General features: G+C 65.8%; 11 protein-coding genes. 7 read left to right on the top strand and 4 right to left on the bottom strand.

Going from position 1 to position 18681, the window contains the following annotated elements:
• The 7 genes from BAC01S_RS31945 to BAC01S_RS19635 all read left to right on the top strand — a co-directional run.
• The coding region (locus tag BAC01S_RS31945) for a DUF2345 domain-containing protein (protein ID WP_156954471.1) at positions 1-1435 on the top strand (1435 nt) is incomplete at its 5' end.
• 3 nt (positions 1436-1438) lie between these two features.
• The gene (locus BAC01S_RS19650; protein ID WP_027796297.1) at positions 1439-2305 is read left to right on the top strand and encodes a hypothetical protein; all 867 of its coding nucleotides are present in this window, start codon (positions 1439-1441) and stop codon (positions 2303-2305) included.
• A 79-nt stretch (positions 2306-2384) separates the two neighbouring features.
• The gene (locus BAC01S_RS19645; protein WP_027796296.1) at positions 2385-3551 is read left to right on the top strand and encodes a WD40/YVTN/BNR-like repeat-containing protein; all 1167 of its coding nucleotides are present in this window, start codon (positions 2385-2387) and stop codon (positions 3549-3551) included.
• A gap of 43 nt (positions 3552-3594) precedes the next feature.
• Positions 3595-4062, top strand: coding sequence for a hypothetical protein (locus BAC01S_RS34750; protein ID WP_156954470.1), 468 nt, complete (start codon positions 3595-3597; stop codon positions 4060-4062).
• Positions 4055-4345 carry a PAAR domain-containing protein gene (locus BAC01S_RS33995; RefSeq protein WP_084168677.1) on the top strand — a complete coding sequence of 97 codons (291 nt, stop codon included), beginning with the start codon at positions 4055-4057 and terminating at the stop codon, positions 4343-4345. The genes BAC01S_RS34750 and BAC01S_RS33995 overlap by 8 nt, the downstream gene beginning before the upstream one ends.
• A gap of 97 nt (positions 4346-4442) precedes the next feature.
• Entirely contained in the window at positions 4443-5687 is a 1245-nt protein-coding gene (locus BAC01S_RS19640; protein WP_027796295.1) for a hypothetical protein, read from the top strand.
• 95 nt (positions 5688-5782) lie between these two features.
• Positions 5783-9259 carry an ImcF-related family protein gene (locus BAC01S_RS19635; RefSeq protein ID WP_043202868.1) on the top strand — a complete coding sequence of 1159 codons (3477 nt, stop codon included), beginning with the start codon at positions 5783-5785 and terminating at the stop codon, positions 9257-9259.
• Between the two features lie 165 nt (positions 9260-9424).
• Here BAC01S_RS19635 and treY read toward each other — a convergent pair whose 3' ends face one another.
• Genes treY through glgX form a run of 4 tightly spaced genes read right to left on the bottom strand, consistent with a single transcriptional unit; the run spans position 9425 to position 18621 of the window.
• Positions 9425-12283: a malto-oligosyltrehalose synthase gene (gene treY, locus BAC01S_RS19625; protein WP_027796293.1), complete on the bottom strand. Its 2859-nt coding sequence runs from the start codon at positions 12281-12283 to the stop codon at positions 9425-9427.
• The gene (gene malQ / locus BAC01S_RS19620) at positions 12280-14475 is read right to left on the bottom strand and encodes a 4-alpha-glucanotransferase (RefSeq protein WP_027796292.1); all 2196 of its coding nucleotides are present in this window, start codon (positions 14473-14475) and stop codon (positions 12280-12282) included. The genes treY and malQ overlap by 4 nt, the downstream gene beginning before the upstream one ends.
• A complete protein-coding gene (treZ, locus tag BAC01S_RS19615) occupies positions 14472-16388 on the bottom strand; it encodes a malto-oligosyltrehalose trehalohydrolase (protein WP_027796291.1) in 1917 nt (638 codons plus the stop codon). Before treZ ends, malQ begins: the two co-directional genes overlap by 4 nt.
• 25 nt (positions 16389-16413) lie before the next feature.
• Positions 16414-18621, bottom strand: coding sequence for a glycogen debranching protein GlgX (gene glgX / locus BAC01S_RS19610; protein WP_027796290.1), 2208 nt, complete (start codon positions 18619-18621; stop codon positions 16414-16416).
• Positions 18622-18681 lie beyond the last annotated feature (60 nt).

Below are 18681 nucleotides of genomic sequence, written 5' to 3'. Positions count from 1 at the left end.
GCCGGCCCATACCCGCTTCAAGGCGATGCCTGCACATCTGACGTACCGCCCGAAATTTGCCTACGAGCGGGATTGGCGTTTTTTGACAGGCCCCGTCGCTGGGGTTGTCACAACCTCCGATTCGACACCTTACGGGTGTATGGATGAATTCGGGCGTTATCCCGTTCTCCCGAAGTTCCTGCAGGGCACGGGCAATACCGACCGGCAACTGCTGAAACTGCGGCTGCTGCGCGTGTCGTCATCGGATCAGGGCGGCCTGCACGCGCCGCTGCTGCCAGGGACCGAGGTGCTGCTGGAGGCCGCGCACGGGGACGTCGATCGTCTGCACATCAGCGGCGCGCTGCACGACGCCAACCACCGCGATCCGGTCCGGGGTACGGATGCGCTGTACAGCTACGCCATCTGGCGCTCGCCGCTGCTCGGTGCCGAGGTCGTGTTCAACGACCTGCGGGGCAAGGAGAGCGCACGTATTGCGACCGTGTACAGCCAGTCGGCGTTTAACCAGGGCTACCTGCTTGACAGCAGAAAGCTGCCTCGCGGGAACGGGTTCGAGGCGACGACCCAGGGGTGGGGTGCGGTGCGTGCGGCGAAGGGGCTGTTCTTCTCGGCGGACACGGCGGCCGGGCCGGATACGCCGCACCTGGAGATGGAAGCGGCCATCCGGCAGCTTGAAGCCTCGCAGGCGGAGGTTGCATCCCTTCGTGAAGAGGCGCAGCGGGCCACTGCGGAGTTGTCCGAACTCAAGGCACAGCAGCAGCAACTCGAAAACGCGTTCCGCGATCTCAAGGAGGCCGTTATTCTGATGTCGGCGCCGAAGGGGATCGGCCTGGTTACGCCACGGACCATCCAGTTTGCCGGTGGGGAGCATATTGCTGCGAGCTCCGGGGGGAATACAGATTTCAGCGTTGGCCACAATTTTACCGTGGCGTCGGGCAAGGGTGTCTCGCTGTGCGCGCTGGGAAGCGGTATCAAGGCGCTGGCCGCAAACGGCAAGGTTGACGTTCAGGCGCAACAGGGCGAAATGAGCCTGATCTCGCACGATGGAATGAGCATTTCGAGCACCAATAGCCGCGTGACGATCACGGCGAAGGAGGAGATTCTGTTTGTCTGCGGCGGGTCTTATTTCCGCATGACGCCGTCCGGTATCGAGGACGGTACTCAGGGCGACCGGACAATCCATTCGGCATCCTATGCGAAGCTCGGACCGCAGAGTCTTTCGGCAGCCATACCTGCGCTGCCAGGCTCAGGCGGCGCATTCGACCAGGCGTTTGTCGTCAACTGGAGCGGCACGCAGGTTCCTGCGAGCAACGTGAAATACCAGTTGCTCTCTGAGGGCAAGCTAATTGCCGAGGGCCTGACCAACGAAAAGGGCGAAACGTCACTTGCACAAAGCCACGTTCCGCAAGATGCCGTACTCAAACTTCTGGGTGACTGAAGCATGGCTGAAAACGACGATACCAACGTCACCGGCGTCTTTCGTTCCTACATGACGCCTGCGGGCTATACGCAGCGCGCAAAGGCCGATGCGGGAAGATGCGACTTGCATGTAACTCCAGCAGCCGATTCGATTATCGGTCATTGCGAGTATTACTATCGTCCGCTGCATTGCGAATTCAGGGACAAAGTCGAGAAATTGCCGAGCTTCAATGAGATTGTCGACTGGGCCAGGAGTTTCAATCCGTGGTCAGACAGTACCGTTACGAAAGAGCTTCTTGGCAAGCGGGATCGATTGATACGTCCTCAATGCACCGATTCAGACTGGTCGCGCCACAGCAATTTCATGATGCGCCATATTGGCTGTGGGCACAAGCCGCCGTCCTATTACCTCAGCTACGGTTACTACTACTGTTCGAACTATGGCGCTAAATTGAATCCCAGGCTGAGTGAGGCAGGGAAGCACTGGTTGGCTAGAGCAAGGTTTCTGCTGCAAAAGAATATGGAAACTGGACTTCATCAAAACATGATAGGTGATGGAATCCAGATGGCCAGTGGAATTGACGGCAATGGCAGCTTTTCAATGTCCGACGTAAAGCAGTACCAGCTTGAGCTGGACGACGACACCTTCAAGTCATTTGCGTTCAACACGCATCCGCTTGCGTATCTCGACGCCGGGCTGGCTGACCTTCCATGGACGGATCTGCTCAAGATCACGGGGCAGCCGAGCATTCAGGAGTGGGAGGATGGCCGTACGTGGGAGCAGGCAGTGGAGAGTGGGGCCGTCGTGCTGCCGCAAAAGGCCGGCGATCTCGTGAATTCCGCAAGCGACGCAGTGAATGGCGCGCTACAACGGCTGATGGCGAAGTGAGATGCGGAGACCAGTCCTCTGGAAAATATGCGCTGGCGCCGTTGCGGTGCTGGTTGCGTTGAAATACGGATATCAGGAAATGACAACACCCGCGTGGGAAACCGTCTCGAATGTGTTCATGAAAAGCGACAAACCTTATGGGGGAGGCGCTTTTCGGCTTCGCGGCGATGAGATGATGACGCTGAAGGTTGCTGGGCCGGAAATCAAATTCAAACCATCAAGCGAATGGAAAGATCCGGATGTCGCAGAACCAGCCGAACCGTGGATGTACAGGTCGGGAGAAACGCTAAATCGCTCCACCGCAAGCTTTTTCCGCGGAACACTCGAAGGAGCAGCCACGCGCTACTTCCAGCAGCAGGCCCAGGACGGTGCATGGTGGTATTCGAGGGACTGGCAGGTGCAGTACATCGCTACGGGCTGGATGGACTATACACGTCCGGAGCCGAAAGACGGTCTCTCGCCGCAGATCACAAAACTCTGGCGTTCGATCGATGGCGGAAAGACATGGGCGCAGTTGAAGTGGCCGGAAGACCGCAACATCAGCTATCTCAAGTTTCTTGACTCGCAGCGCGGCTATGCAATCGGCTGGGGGCCTCATGTATGGCGCACCGCCGACGGTGGTCAAACGTGGCAGGAGATTCCCCAGCCACCGATGGCTTCTGACTATCGCAAGCCACGCAAGCAGTTTGATGCTGTTGACCTCGGGCCGGACGGGACGTTACGCGTTGCCTATTATGTCGGGATGCTCGGCGAAGTGCGTCTGTCCAGCGTCGTGTACCGGTTACGCTGGGAGAGTCCGCATTTCGAGCCGGACGTAGTGTTGCCCGATCAGGTTGTGGTGCAACTTGGTACGACGGATGAGCCTCCAGGTCGGACCTATTCGGTCTACGCCCTTTCGCGCCTCGGGCCTCCAAGGAATTACGACGATCAAAACGACAAAGGCAAGCGGACCGGCGCAATTTCGACGTGGCCGGGTTATCAGACTCCGACAGTCGAGCAGCGGCATATCTTCGACGAGCGTTATCGCGTCGGTGGCCTGAGCGTTGGCAAGCGCGGTGTGCTGCTTGTCTATGCGACCGATTCCAACCGAGAGGGCGCGCCGCATCAGATTACCTTCCACAGCCAGGATTACGGCAAGTCGTGGGAGGACATTGATGACGGGATGCCTCAAGGCGGCTGGTTCGATTCTCAGACCAATACGCAATACGCGCTGTATGCCTATACGCTCAAGAAGCGCCAATTTTGACCGCGCCGGTATGACTGTATTGCCACGCAATTAGGAACGTGCTGTGAAGTTATATAAACGCATTGCTCTTGGTGCGGTGATCTTTGGAGCTGTCGGACCTCTAATGATCGCGGCATGCTTTGCTACCCTGGCCGCCGTCATTGTCGCAATTAACGACTATCAGGGTTTAGGACGGGTCGTCGGCGGTTGGTTAGGCGTGTTCTATTTAGCTAGTCTGGTCGCCTTTTATGGAGGCGGACCGCCGGCGGCCATTGTTGGGGCATTGGTCGGCGCGATGCCTACCCGGCTTCGGCGGCGGTACCTCTATCTATTCGCAGTTGTAAGCGCCGTTGTGGTTGGCCCGTTGTATTTTGCATTTGTCATGAATCCAGGTGATGGGCCACTCGCTTTTGGTACGGGCTTTTCGATGCCTGTAGCTGCCGTCCTTACGCGAGTATTTCTGAAAATTCTCCACCGCCACAACCAGCGCAATCTTCAGGTCGAACGAGGTTCAGAGGACGTTAATGAGTAGAAGGCCCTATATCCGAAACGGCGACGAGACGAACGTCGGCGGTCAGGTCGAGACGCCCGCGCGTAGAGACATGCTCGATGGCAAGATCGCGGCCTATGAAGACGATCCTGTCTGGTGTCCGAAGTGCAGTACCTACGGGCGTATCGGCTGCGCAGGCGCGCGGGCGAACGAAATCGGTCCCGACGGAAAACGCCCGGCGCTTGCCGACGATCTGTGTCTGTGCCGATGCGATCCGCCGCCGGTGCTGATTCCGTCACAGACAACCTCGGTCTCATCCACCTGATCAACCATGCAGACCGCTGAATATTTCCCGTGCTTCGCATGCGGTTGCCGTGCGTTTGGAGCGTCGGATATGACGGGCACAAGGGAGACGCAAGTCGATGCCGGTTGACCTGAAACAGCTTGGGCCGCCAAAGCCCTATCCTCCGCGCGGCCCGGGACTACGCACATGGTTCGTCGTATGGCTCGTCTGCGTTGTCGTTGTAGATGGCGCAATACTCCTGCTATGGCCGCATAACTGGCCCGCGAGAGGCGCGATCTTCTGGCTTCCAGTTGCGGGCCTGCCTCACGTCCTGTTCCTTGCAATCCTCATCGTCGCCCGCTCGGGCTACGAGGGTGCCTATCTGCATGCGATGTTCTACAACGACCATCGCGAGCAGCGTCGTCGAAACCTCATCGAGCGTGGGCGGAGGTCAGTACGCGTACTCGACTATAGCTACCAGCTCCCCGTCGAGAACGGTGCGCTCGCGAGCACGATTGTGGAAGGGAAGCCGCTGCTCAAGGCTCAGCCGCTCAAGGACGGCACTGCTACTGCGAGGCATACGCGGCTATCTGATGATTCCGATACTGCCTCTGTTGATCCGTTGCTTGTTCAGGTGCTCCAGCAGGTACCGCTTGATCGCGTTGGCAGACTTTACGCGCAACTGCTGGTGCCTCTCGTAAGGACGATACGCCCTCTGCTACAGGCTGGAATACCCCCCGCCTTACGGCTGGTAGTGCCGGACACTTCAAGTCCCGGCGACGCGCTAAAACAACTACGCACGGTAATCGGTGCGATGAACCTCTATCTGCCGGACTGCAAAACGGTGGCCGTTGCGGACGGGCTGATGCCCGTCGACGCGTGGCTTGACGCACAAGAAGCGCGTCCGCTGATGGTAGTCGCGGTTCAGTTGCATGAAAAGCCGCCAGAGGATAGTGCAGAGGCGGGCGTAGCTCTGCTTTTCCTGCCTCAGACAGTCGCGTTGCCTCATGGGCTAACGCCTCGCGCAACGCTTCACCGACCGGTCGCCGTACCGCCGCTGGAACTGCTCGAAGGACTTGCATTTGCGATGCTCTGGGGGCGAGTAACTTCGTCGGTAATCAAGCACGCGTGGCTGACCGGTTTCGACGCCCAGGAGCAGACGCACGTTACCCAGGCATGCCGCCGCGCCGGTTTGGACCAGTTGACAAAGTTCGAAGCGCGTCGCATGCCTGACCGTGTCCTCGGTCATGCTGGCCTGGCGGCCGACTGGCTCGCCATTACGGCGGCAGCCGAGGATGGCTCGGACGCTCCGCAATTCATCCTGAACCGTACGCCTGCCACCTGTCAGGCAGCTATCCTGCAAGCCCATCCACAACCGTCATGAGTCTCGAACCTCTTGTAACTCCCGAGAGCGTCGTCCCGCCATCTCCAGCGGCACGTTCGCTTCTGACCTGGGCGATTCCCGCGTTTGCAGTATTGATGGCCGCAGTTGCGCTGGTGATCGTGTGGGTCTTTGGTGGAATCGTCAATGTAACGACCCTCGACGCGAAGAAAACCCTCAGCCTGTGGATTCTTGGCATTCTGCTCGTCGTGGTGCTACTGCACGTTTTCGCTACACGGGTCGGCGCGTACTACGTTGCCGGCGTCGTGTTTCGTCAGGACAACGGAAACGATTCGGGTAAGTCGACGAACGCTGCGCCGGTTTCGAAGCGCGACGCGCGGCTGCAACGCATGGCCGAGGAACTGCGCGTTGCGCATGGCTGGTTCTGGCGTAACCGTCTGCGCTGGCTGATGGTCGACGGTAGAGACGAGCGGGTCGATCAGGTCGCACCCGGGCTCAAGCAGGCGGGTGTCATGCACGTCGGCGAGACCGTCCTCGTCCACGCCGCGCCAGACGGTATTGAGAGAGAAAAGTGGCTCGGCCAGATCCGCAACCTGCGTAGTCGTCGCCCGGTTGATGGTCTGGTCCACGTTGCACGCGCCGACGAGACTGATACGGGTCTGCCCCGCGCGCTCTCGATGACCGCGACTGCACTCGGCTGGGCCGCGCCCGTTACGTTCCTTCACCCGGTAGAGACTGAGGGTCGTCCATCCGAACGGTTCGAAGCAGTCGGTACCTTCATGCCGAACGAGTCGCGCAGGCAGGCGCAGGACGCCGCCACCAGACTGCCGGAGCTTCTCGACGAGGTCGAGCGGTGGTCGGCAGACGCGGGCGTGCGTCTCTATACGCGCGAGAAGGCGGTAGGGTTGATGGAAGTCTCGAAGTATGTCGGCGACCATGCCGCGCGGATTGCTGCGAGCCTCGGCGCGCTCGCCGCGTCGAACTGGCTGCGTTCGCCGCTCGCCGGTGTCATGTTCACGCCGGTCTTTCTCGGGTCGACTGTTGTTCCGGTACCGATCGCGGGCGGAAACGCTACGGCGGGTCAGCCCGCCGATGCGCCGCAGACGGTAGCGGTTACGCGCGAGCAACCCGCCGCGCTGCTTCCGGTCTGGAAAGAGATCGCTGGCGGGTCGGCGCATTATCGGGGCAGGCGAGCCGGCTTTTACTGGCCCGACGCGCTTGCGGTGCTTCTGCTCGTTGGGGCCGCCCTGTGGACGGTCGCGCTGGTCGTCTCGGGCCTCGGTAACCACGCCCTCGTCAAGGATGCCGAAACCACTGCCTCCACCGCGTTGGCGGCCATGCCCGGCACACCGCAGGCGCTGCGAGCGCAGCTTGCCCTGCAGAATGAGATCGCGACGCTCGAATACCGTCAGCAGCACGGCGCGCCCTGGTACCTGCGCGCGGGCGTCTCGCACAACGACGACCTGCTCGATGCACTGTGGCGTCCGTACCAGACCGTCGCGACCCGCAACCTGCAGCAGCCGGTCGTGCAGGCGCTCGAAGAGCAACTCGCACAGCTCTCGCAGGTGCGCGCCGACGAGCAGCAGGGCCACGACGCGCAGCAGCAGGCCTACAACCACCTCAAGGCGTATCTGATGCTCGCCACGCCGGCGCGTACCGACGCACCGTTCCTCAAGGCGCAACTGCTCGACGTATGGCCGGCGCCCGCCGGCATGCGCACGGGCGAATGGCTCGACACCTCGCAGCGCCTCGCGGGCTTCTGGTCCGATCACCTGAAGGCGCACCCCGGCTGGCGGATCAGCGCATCGATGCCGCTCGTCACGCAGATGCGCTCGACGCTCGTGAACCAGATCGGCCTGGCGGCGAGCGACGACGTGCTGTACCAGCGCATCCTGGACGAGGCGCGCGGCAGGTACGCGGACGTGTCGCTCGCGACGCTGCTCGCGGGGACGGACGCGCACGGCCTCTTTGCGACCACGCAGACGGTGCCGGGCATCTTCACGCGCGCCGCGTGGGAGGGCTTCATCGGCAACGCTATCGACGACGCGGCAAAGGAGCAGCACGTCGAGGGAGACTGGGTGCTGACCGGCGACCAGCCGGTGGCCCGGGCAAGTGTTGTCGCAGCCGAAGGGACGATCGACGCGAAGCACGACGCCGACGCTCTCAGGCAGCGGCTGCGCATGCGCTACTTCACGGACTACACGGCGGCCTGGGGGACGATGCTCAACAGCTTCCAGTGGATCGGGGCGACGAGCTTCTCGGGCGTGATTGACCAGCTTGCGCGCATGACCGATCCGCAGACTTCGCCGATGGTCGCGGTCATGAAGTCGGTGCAGTACCAGGGCGAGGCAGGGCGTCCCTCGCAGGCGTTGACCGACACGCTCGTGCGCAAGGCGCAGGGGCTGTTCGGCGGTGGCGACGATGCCAGCCAGGCGCCCGTCGTGAATCCATTGGACCGCTCGTTTGGTCCGCTGCTCGCACTGCTCGGCGACGCTGGCGCGGCTCCCGACAGCAGCAAGGCCGGCAACGGCAACGCCGCGAATGCCGCTGCGTTCAGCGGCGTGAGCCTCTCGCGCGTGCTGACGGCCGACACGACCGTGCGCCTGAAGCTGCAGCAGATCCAGTCGAGCCCGGATGCGCAGTCGATGGCGCGCTCGCTTGCGCAGGCGGTGTTCCAGGGCAAGCTCTCCGATCTGACGCAGGCGCGCGACGATGCGGCGCTCACCGCGGCGAGCCTGGGTGCGCAGTGGGCGGGCTTCGGTCAGGCGATGTTCGTGCAGCCGCTCGATGCGTCGTGGCAGGCGGTGCTCCAGCCTGCGGCCGCGAGCCTGAACGATGCGTGGCGCGCGGGCGTGGCGGCACCTTTCGCATCGTCGTTCGCTTCACGCTATCCGTTCTCGCCGACGTCGGCGGATGCGTCCTTCGCCGAGTTCGGCCGTTACGTGCGGCCCGATACGGGGCTGATCAACCGCTTTGTCGAGATCGAACTCTCCGGCGTGCTCAAGCGCCAGGGCGACCAGTGGGTGCCGGGCGAACTCGCGCCGCAATCACTGCAGTTCGATCCGAAATTCCTCGCCATGTTACGGCTGATCGGCCCGCTCGGCGCGCGCCTTTACGTCCAGGGGGAGGCCGGCTACCACTTCGAGATCATGCCGCAGTCGACGCCTACCGTGACGCAAACGGAACTGACGGTCGATGGACATCAGGTGGTCTATTTCAACCAGCGCGAGACCTGGACGCCGCTTGTGTGGCCGGGCGACGGCCTGAACGGCCATGCGTCGCTGAGCTGGCAGTCGCTGGATGCGGGGCTGCGCCTGGCGTTCGACCGCACCGGGGACTGGGCATTCCTGCGGATGCTGGAGAAGGCCCAGGTGAAGGCGCTCGACGATACGCGCTATGAGCTGGTCTGGAATGGCGGGGATACGAAGGCAGCCGACGATACGGCAGCGCCGCTGCGTTATCTGCTGCGCGTGCAGGCGGGGGCCGGGCCGCTGGAGTTGCTCAAGCTGCGCGGCTTCCAGATGCCGGACCGGATCTTCGTGACGGGCCGCGCGGGCATATTGCCCCCCGGCATGCCGTCCCTGCCGCCGCTTCCCCCGGAGATGCAACCGTGATGGGTGCGCTCGGCGTGGGCCTCGCGCTGGCTACGGCGAACGTTGAGTGGTCGATTCCGATTCCGAAATCGCAATGGAAGAAGACCGATCCGGTGAGGCTGATAGCGGTCGACGGAAGTCTGGGAATGGAAACAACGCGACAGCGAAAATAGCCCGACGTCACGTTTATTGAGTTTGGCGCTCAGGCGCGAGATTCGACAACACCGCGACAGGCAGTGCCGCAAGCAGATCGCGCACAGACAATCGGTTTTCCCCATCCGGCGTTCGCGTGGCATCGCTGAGCCAGTCGTACCACTGGGGCTCGGCCATCCCTGGCGGCAATACCACGACCGTATCGCCCCAACGCTGCGCCAGAACGAGCGGCACGCCGTTCTCCAGCAGCGGCGCCGCGAGGCGTGTGCCGACAACCAGCGCGCACGAGTCTCGATGGCGGCGCGCAAACGCGATGACATGCGCCGCGCCTTCGCCGCGCACTTCGAGCGGCATATACGAACCTTCCCGCAGCAGTTCCGGTGCGCGGGCGCGCAATGCCAGCAGACGCCGCACGGTGGCGAGCTTCACGTGCGCGTCGCGCCAGTGCGGGAGTTTCGCCGAGGGCGGTTCGTCGTCGACGGCCGCCGCGCGCAGCGCAAAATCGACAGGCCGGCGGTTGTCCGGGTCGACGAGACTGAAATCCCATAGCTCCGTGCCCTGATAAAGATCGGGCACACCCGGCGACGTGAGCCGCAGCGTGGTTTGCAGCAGCGAGTTGAGCGCTCCGGCCGGCGCAATGCGCGCCACGAAGGCGGCCAGTTCGTGCAGAAAGCCGTCGAGGCGCTGCGGTGCGAGGATGTCGAACAAAAATGCCTGGCAGTCCGACTCATAGGCTTCGTCGGGCACGAGCCAGTTCGTGCGCAGCTTCGACTCGCGCAATGCTTTCAACTGCCACTGCGCGACGCGTTCGGCAAGCGCCCGCACGCCTGCTTCGTCGCCGGGATCGAGCGTGGGCGGCCAGCTGCCCACGAGCGTCTGGTACAGCATGGCCTCTGCGGTCGGCCCGGGCGCCCAGTCGGCACCGCCCGCGCCGCTGTTGCGGCGGTGCGGCTGGTTCAGCGTGGACCATGCGCGCAGCGTCGCGCTCCAGTCGCTGGACAGTTCGCTCATAACGGCGAGGCGCGCCCGCACATCTTCACCGCGTTTGTGGTCGTGCGTGGCAGTGGCCAGCAGCGCATAGGGCGCGCGCCGTTGCCGTTCCCGATTGGCGGCGTGGAACGCTTCTACGCTGCGGGCGAAATCGTCGGGGTCCGCGCCGACCTCATTGCGCGACAGCAGGCGGCCATAGCGGTAGAGCGCGGTGTCTTCGGTCGCCTTGGCCGCGAGCGGCGCGGTGAGTTGCGAGAACAGCGCGAGCGCCGTGCGTTGCGCGATGAGCGCGTGACTGAGCGGGCCGTTGGTGGGGCCGTTCGGTGCTGCGCTTTGCGAGCGTGGCGGTTTCGTGCCGGCTGGCGCGGCTGGCGGCGCGGCGTCGGGCGACCGCCCGCCCAGCCACGCGTCGACCTGTTCGAGCGCGGCGCGGTTGGCGCGGGGCAGCGCATGCCGAGCCGCGTCGAGCGCCTTGTCGAAATAGCGGTTGTCGAGCGGCCCGCGCAGTCCGTTCGCGGGATAGATGCGATACACCGGAAAGTGCATGGCGATCTGCGCGACGGCACGGTGCACGCTTGCATACGTGAAGTCGCGCGTCGCGGGCTGCTCGCGCGCGATGCGGTGCAGGGCGCGCGCGGCGTGGTCCAGTTCGGCGGCGAGATAGGCGGCCAGCACTTCGCGGCGCGCGTCGAGCGCGACGCGCGCAAACGGCGCGTCCGATCCGCTGATGGCGGCCCACGCTTCGGCAAGCGGCCCGGCGCCGGCCGGATCGTGCAGCAATGCGCCCACGTCGTTCATGAAGTCGTAGCCCGTGGTGCCCTGGACTGCCCAGTCGTCGCGCAGCGCTTCGCCGTGCGCGAGGATCTTTTCTACCACGATATACGGCAGCGTCGCGCGCAACGGCAGCAGCCGCTGGCGCAAACGCTCGCAGTATTCGCGCGGGTCCGCGAGTCCGTCCACATGATCGACGCGCAACCCGTCGATCACCCCGTCCGCGTAGAGCCGGAACACGAGTTTGTGCACGGCCTCGAACACGTCGTGCCGTTCCACGCGCACGCCTGCCAGGGCGCTGATGTCGAAGAAGCGCCGCCAGTTCACTTCGTCGGTGGCCGTGCGCCACCACGCGAGCCGGTAGTGCTGGCGCTCGAGCAGGCGGTGCAGCCGCTCGCGCGGCACCGGGTCCGTGCCCGTGTAGGCTTCGAGCACGAAGTCGAACGCCTCCGTGCCGTTGCGTTCGGCGAACGCGCGCAGCGCGTCGCGCGCGGCGGCCGCACGCGGCTGGTCTTCGGGCTGCGTGGTGAGGCTCTGGAACGGCGCGGCGAGCGCATTGAGATCGGCGCGGTTCGCCGACTGCAGCACGGCGGCGTAATCGGTCGGGCAGATCGGGCAAACGTGCGGCCCGTAGGCCGCGAAGAAGCATCCTTCGCGCGCGTCGAACTTCAGCTCGATGCGGCCCGCAGCCAGTTCTTCGCCGTATTGCGCGCCGAGGAACGGCATCAGCACCTTGCCGCGCAGCACGGGGTCGGGCGAGTGCCAGTCCACGTCGAAATGGCGCGCAAAGGCGCTATGGCGTCCCCATTCGAGTATGTCGAGCCACCATGCGTTGTGCGCGCCACCCACGCCCATGTGGTTCGGCACGATGTCGACGATGAGACCCATGCCGCGTTCGTGCAGCTTCGCAGCAAGCCGCCTTAAGGCTGCCTCGCCGCCCAGCTCCGCGCTGACCGTGCCGTAGTCGACGGTGTCGTAGCCGTGCATCGAGCCAGGCTGTGCCGTCGTGATGGGCGAGGTGTAGAGATGGCTGACGCCGAGCGCCGCGAAATAATCGAGCTGCGCGAGCGCGTCGTCGAAAGTGAAGTCGTGATGAAACTGCAGGCGCAGCGTCGCGCGGGGCAGGGTCATGGCGTCGGACCGGTGGGCGGCGCCGCGTGCGCGCCGGGGTCGCGGGGCGATGCCGTGACCGCCTCGCGCGCCCGCACGACGCTCTCGACGCGCGCCGCGACCCCGGGGTCCGCGTAGAGCGCATCGACAGGCAGCGGCAGGCGCTGGCGCCAGTTCGGATGCTCGTCGATCGAGCCCGGCAGGTTGGGCTGCTCCGCGAGCCCGAGCAGGTCTTCGAGCGGGCAGGTCACGAGCGGGCTCGCCGTGGCGCCGACATAGCCGAGCGCAGCTTCGACAGGCGCCTCTTCCGCGGCCGGCATGGGCGCATCCTGCGGCGCGAACCCAGCCTGCTGGAGCGCATGCCATAGCTCGGTGCGGTCGATGGCGCGCTGCGCGTGCGCGAACGCCACCGGGTCGCGCCCGTCCGCGCGCGGCAGCGTCTGGCCGATGCGGTTGCGCCAGTCGATGTCGAGGCCGCGCCACCAGCCGGCAATGGTCGGCAGGTCGTGCGTGGTGGTCGTCGCGATACCGTGCGGGTCCCAGCGCTGCGGGGCGATAAACGTGGGGCCCTTGCGCTCGAACCAGAGCACGCGGATGCCGTAGAGCGCATGCGAGGCGAGCCGCTCGCGCAGTCCCGGCGGCACGGTGCCCAGGTCCTCGCCGATCGCGATGGCGCGGTGACGCCACGATTCGAGCGAGATGAGGCGCACGAGGTCCTCGAACGGGTAGCGCAGATACGCGCCGTGCTTCGCGCTTTCGCCTTCGGGCACGAGCCAGAGGCGCCGCAGGCCGAGAATGTGGTCGATGCGTACGCCGCCCGCGTGCGCGAATGCGGCGCGCAGCATGTCGATGAAAGCGCGAAAGCCGTTGTTGTGCAGCGCGCGCGGCGAGAACGTGGTGAGGCCCCAGCTCTGTCCGGCCTGGTTGAAGAGATCGGGCGGCGCACCCACGGAAACGCGCTGCAGCATGTCGTGCGGCAGCGACCACGCGTGGCTGCCCGCGCCGTCGCAGCCCACCGCGAGATCGGCGATCAGGCCGATCGCCATGCCCGCCTCGCACGCGTCGTGTTGCGCACGCGTGAGGCCGTCGGCGGCCAGCCATTGCAGGAAGCGGTGGAAGTCCACTTCGCGCCGATGCTCCGCGGCGAATGCGGCCACCTCGGGGCTGCGCGGGTCGCGCAGCCCGGCGGGCCACTCGCGCCAATGCGCGTTGCCGCCCGGGCTCGCCAGCAGCGCAGCCTGCAGCGTCTCGAAGCGCGCATGGTCTTCGAGCGCTTCGCCGCCGCGCGCGCAGAAGTCGTCGAACGCGGCCGCGCGCGGCGAGCCGCGCGTGCGCTCGTCCTTGTCGAAGCGTTCGAAGAGCGCGCGCAGCACCTCGAGCTTGAGCGGCACGACGCGTTTCCAGTCGATTTGCGCGCGTGCTTCGAGCTCCTGAAAGACGCCTTCGGCATGGGCGGCGACGCTCGCCTCGTGCGCGGCCTGGGCGCCGAACATCGCGGCCGGATCGATATGCGCGACGTTCAGCCAGAGCCGCGACGAGGGCGCGTAGGGGCTGAAATGGCCGGGCAGCGCGCTGAACATGGCGTGTGTGGGACTCACGGCCAGCGCCTGCGCGCCGTGGCGCGCGCTCTCCGTGGCCAGCGTCGCCAGCGCACTGTAGTCACCGATGCCGCCGTCGCCTTTGCGTCGGAGTCCGTAGAGTTGCGCCGCTACGCCCCACTGTGCGGGCACCGGCGCGGTCTCGCCGTGGCGCGCGCGCCAGGCGTCGGCAACCGTATGGCAGTGCGGCGGCGCAACGGCGAGCGTGAGCCGGTGGTCGTTGATCGTGAGCGTGTGATAGCCCGGTTCGCTGAGCGGCGCGAGCAGCGCGGTCTCGCCGCGCGGCGAGGTGAAGCGGCCTTCGATGTGCTCGCCGCTTTCGAGGTCGATGCGATAGTGGCTGCCCGAACGCACGGCCGAGGCCGGCAAGGCGATGGCGCTTTCGTATTCGGCCGTGATGAGCGGCGGCAAGCGCCGTGCCGACTGCTCCGCGTTCAGGAGCGAAGCGCTCTGGCGCAATTGCGTTGCGTTTGCGCACGGCAGGCCCGCGCAGTCGAGCAGCGCTTCGAGCGTGCTGTCCGGCACGCGCTGCATGGCGCCGTGCGCATCGGACCATTCGACTTCGAATCCCGCGCGCGCGGCGAGACCCGCGAGCGTTTCGCGGCGCGAGTTCATGCGCGCGGCTCCTCGCGCGGCACGGCGAGCGCATCGTGAAGGCGTGCGTACTCGGGCACGTCGCCGGTGAGCCACGCCACGCAGGCGTGCTCGGTGAGCACGCCGTTTGCGATGCGGTCGCGCGCGCGCGGCGGCGTTTCGAAGACCACCATGCCTTCGGGTTCCGGTTCGAGCCGCACGCCCTCGTGGCCGAGATTCAGCGCGATCGTCAGCACCACGTGGTCGCCGAGGCGCCAGCGCGCGACGAGCGCCGCGAGGTCGTTGCCCGCGTCGTCGGCCAGCACGGTTGCGTCGAGCGCGCGCGCGTGGGCGAGGCGCGGCATCAGGAGATGCGCGCGCACCGCAAGCGCCGACTTGTAGAAGTGCATCCATTCGGACCGCTCACCGTCGAGACGGGTGTCGAGCGCCGGCGACGAATTCGCGAACGTCCGCGGATCGTTAGGATCGGGAATCTGTTCGCGCCGTGCGGGGTCGGTAAACGCGCTGAATGCCGCGAATTCGCGGCGGCGCCCCTCGCGCACCGCATCGGCGAGCTGGCCCGTATAGGCCGTGAAGTACTGGAAGGGCTGCGTCGAGCCGTATTCCTCGTCCATGAACAGCATGGGAATCTGCGGCGTGAGCAGATACAGCGCCGTGGCCGCGCGCAGGGCGTCGTCGTTGCGGCAGAGGGTGCGCAAGCGCTCGCCGAAGGCGCGGTTGCCGATCTGGTCGTGGTTCTGCAGAAAGGTCACGAACGCGGTGGGCGGCAGATGCGCGCTCGCCTCGCCGCGCGGCTTGCCGCCGTGCACCGGCGAAGCCTCGCCCTGGTAGGCGAAGCCCTCTGCCAGCACGCGCGCCAGCAGACGGATGGGATGTTTCGTGAACGCGCGGTAGTAGCCTTCGCTCTCGCCCGTCAACAGCACATGCAGCGCGTGATGCGCGTCGTCGTTCCATTGCGCGTCGAAGTGGGCCTCCAGCAGATTGGCCGCGTTGTGCTCGTTCTCCAGCACCAGATGCACGTGACGGTCGGGCTCCACGCGCGCATGGACGTGGTCGGACAATTCGCGCAGCCAGTGCACGTTGCCGATGGCGTGCGCGGCGTCGATGCGCAGGCCGTCGAAGCGATACTCCGAGAGCCAGTACAGCGCGTTGTCGCAGAAGAAGTCGCGCACTTCGAAGCGGTCGAAGTCGAGCGCGTCGCCCCACGGCGTTTTCGTGCCCGCGCGGAAAAACGGCTTCGCGTACTGGCCGAGCCAGTTGCCGTCGGGGCCGAAGTGGTTGTAGACGACGTCGATGAAAACCTGCAGACCGAGACCATGCGCGGTATCGACGAGCGCTTTCAGTTCGTCAGGACTCCCGTAGGCCGCGTGCGGCGCATAGGGCAGCACGCCGTCATAGCCCCAGCCGCGCTCGCCCGCATAGTCGTTCAGCGGCATCAGTTCGACGGCCGTCACGCCGAGGCTGGCCAGCGCCGGCAGCCGTTCGGTCACGCCCCGATAGCCGCCCAGCGCGCCCACGTGCAGTTCGTAAAGCACCGTTTCTTCCCAGGGCCGGCCGCGCCAGTGCGTATGCCGCCATGCGTAGGCGCGCGGATCGAGCACCTCGCTCGGGCCGTGTACGCCTTGGGGCTGAAAGCGCGACGCGGGATCGGGCACCGCCTGGCCGCCGTCGATGCGGTAGCGGTAGAGCGTGCCGGCGCCGCACGGCGCCTCGGCTTCGAACCAGCCGTTGCCCGCGGGCGCCATGTCGAGCGGTGCGGGCGGCGCACCGCCTTCGGCCGCGTTTTCGAAGACCACCTGGACCGTCGTGCAAGACGGCGCCCAGAAGCGAAAGCGCGTGTGCGGCTGCGCGCGCGCCGCCCCGGTCAATTGCGCGCCGAACGGCAGGCAATGCGCGTAACGCCGGGCGTGCGGATCGTGTGAGGTCGAGGACATGACGAGTTCCTGTTTCTGGCCGGTGCTATCCGGCAGACCCATTCGTGCCGGTGCCCGGCGGCGTGCGCGGGTCGGGCGGCGGCGGTGTGCCGTCGGGGCCTGCCGGCGGCTCCTGGGCGGCCTTGCGTATAGGCCGTGTGGGCCGGGCGCACAGCACCGCGATCGTGTGCGCCGCCACATCGAACGTGACGCCGGGCAGCGTATGCGTCGCGGCCTCGGGGTGGGCGCTGTCGAGCAGCACCTCCCACTGCATGGACGGCAGCGGTGCCGAGAACGTGATCGCCGCGGGCGTGGCGTTCAGCATGATTAACAATACTTCCAATTCGCCGTCGAGACCCGGGCCCGCGCGGCGCAGCGCAAGCGCGCGTCCTTCGGGGTCCTGCCACGCCTCGGGCGACAGTCCCTCGCCGCGCTCGTCGAACCAGTCGATGTCGTGCACGCCGGGCAGCAGCTCGCGATCGCCGAACAGGAAACGCGTTTCGCGCAGCAAAGGATGGTCCCGGCGCAGGGCGATCGCACGCGCGGCGAATGCGCTCAGTGCCTCGCCTTCGGGGGATTCCGCGAGGGTCCAGTTCATCCACGATATTTCGTTGTCCTGGCAATACGCGTTGTTGTTGCCGCCCTGGGTGCGGCAGGCCTCGTCGCCCGCGAGCAGCATCGGCGTGCCGAGCGCGACGAAGAGTGTCGCAAGCATCGAGCGTGCCACGCGGGCGCGCGTGTCGAGGATCGCCGGATCGTCGGTCGAGCCCTCGGCGCCCCAGTTCCTGCTCCAGTTTTCGTTGTGGCCGTCGCGGTTGTCCTCGCCGTTGGCTTCGTTGTGCTTGTGATCGTAGGCCGTGAGGTCCGCGAGCGTGAAGCCGTCGTGCGACGAGATGAAATTGACCGACGCCCATGGCCGCCGCCGGCGCTTGTCGAAGAGGTCCGCCGATCCCGTGAGCCGCGCGGCGAGCTCGGGGCGCTGGAGGGCGTCGCCGCGCCAGAAGCGGCGCACGCTGTCGCGAAAGCGGTCGTTCCATTCGGAGAAGCCGGGGGGGTGATTGCCGAGCTGATAACCGCCGGGGCCCACGTCCCACGGTTCGGAAATCAGTTTGCACTGCGACAGCACCGGGTCCTGGCGTAGCGCGTCGAAGAAGCCGCTGTTCGGGTCGAAGCCGTGCGCTTCGCGCCCGAGCGTGACGCCAAGGTCGAAGCGAAAGCCGTCGATGCGGTACGACGTGGCCCAGTAGCGCAGCGAATCCGTCACCATCTGCAGCACGCGCGGATGCGAAAGATTCAGCGTGTTGCCGACGCCCGTGTCGTTGATGAGGTGGCGCGGGTCGCCGGGTACGGCGCGGTAGTAGCTCGCGTTGTCGAGGCCGCGCCACGAAACCGTGGGGCCCAGCTCGCCGCCCTCGCAGGTGTGGTTGTAGACCACGTCGAGAATGACCTCGATGCCGGCCGCGTGCAGCTGGCGCACCGCGATGCGCATCATGTCGGGGTCGTAGCCGCCCAGATACGACGGTTCCGGCGCAAAGAACGCCGCGGTGTTGTAGCCCCAGTAATTGCGCAGCCCGCGCTCGATGAGAAAGCGCTCGTTGAGAAACGCGTGCACGGGCAGCAGCTCGACGGCGGTGACGCCGAGCTTGTGCAGATGTTCGACGAACTGCGGCGTGGCGAGCCCGGCGAACGTGCCGCGCGTGGGCGGGCGCAGTTCCGGGCGTGCGATCGAAATGCCGCGCAGATGCGTTTCGTAGATCACGGTCTGGTCCCAGGGCACATTGGGCCGCACGTCCTGGGACCAGTCGAAGGTGTCGGCGACCACCATGGCCTTCGGCATGGCCGGCGCGGAGTCGCGGCGGTCGAGCGAGAGGTCCGCGCGGTTCGAATGCACGCGGTAGCCGAACATGGCGTCCGACCAGCGGAACTGGCCGACGAGACGCCGCGCGTAGGGGTCGAGCAGCAGCTTGTGCGGATTGAAGCGATGCCCCTGCTGCGGCTGATAGGGCCCGTGCGCGCGCAGACCGTACACCGTGCCCGGGTGCGCGCCCGGCAGGTAGCCGTGCCAGACCTCGTCGGTGCATTCCGGCAGCGTGTAGCGCGTGCGCTCCTTGCGGCCCGTGCGGTCGAAAAGGCACACTTCGATGCGCCAGGCGTGGGCCGAAAACACGGCGAAATTCGTGCCGAGGCCGTCCCACGTCGCGCCGAGCGGCCAGGGTTTGCCCGGCAGCAGGCGCTCCGTCAACCCGTTAGCCATGGCGATGCTCCGCTTTTATTCCTTCGTATTGCATCGGAATCCTGAGGTTGTTCGCGGCGT

This window comes from Paraburkholderia acidipaludis NBRC 101816, from assembly GCF_000684975.1.
GTDB classification, from domain to species: Bacteria; Pseudomonadota; Gammaproteobacteria; order Burkholderiales; family Burkholderiaceae; genus Paraburkholderia; species Paraburkholderia acidipaludis.
This window is presented reverse-complemented; position numbering and strand designations above follow the sequence as displayed.

Excerpts from the sequence above, each read along its gene's own strand:
- treY (WP_027796293.1), bottom strand. The coding sequence starts at position 12,283 with ATGACCCTGCCCCGCGCGACGCTGCGCCTGCAGTTTCATCACGACTTC.
- BAC01S_RS33995 (WP_084168677.1), top strand. The coding sequence starts at position 4,055 with ATGAGTAGAAGGCCCTATATCCGAAACGGCGACGAGACGAACGTCGGC.
- BAC01S_RS19640 (WP_027796295.1), top strand. The coding sequence starts at position 4,443 with ATGCCGGTTGACCTGAAACAGCTTGGGCCGCCAAAGCCCTATCCTCCG.
- treZ (WP_027796291.1), bottom strand. The coding sequence starts at position 16,388 with ATGTCCTCGACCTCACACGATCCGCACGCCCGGCGTTACGCGCATTGC.
- BAC01S_RS19650 (WP_027796297.1), top strand. The coding sequence starts at position 1,439 with ATGGCTGAAAACGACGATACCAACGTCACCGGCGTCTTTCGTTCCTAC.
- BAC01S_RS19635 (WP_043202868.1), top strand. The coding sequence starts at position 5,783 with ATGGCCGCAGTTGCGCTGGTGATCGTGTGGGTCTTTGGTGGAATCGTC.
- glgX (WP_027796290.1), bottom strand. The coding sequence starts at position 18,621 with ATGGCTAACGGGTTGACGGAGCGCCTGCTGCCGGGCAAACCCTGGCCG.
- BAC01S_RS19645 (WP_027796296.1), top strand. The coding sequence starts at position 2,385 with ATGACAACACCCGCGTGGGAAACCGTCTCGAATGTGTTCATGAAAAGC.
- malQ (WP_027796292.1), bottom strand. The coding sequence starts at position 14,475 with ATGAACTCGCGCCGCGAAACGCTCGCGGGTCTCGCCGCGCGCGCGGGA.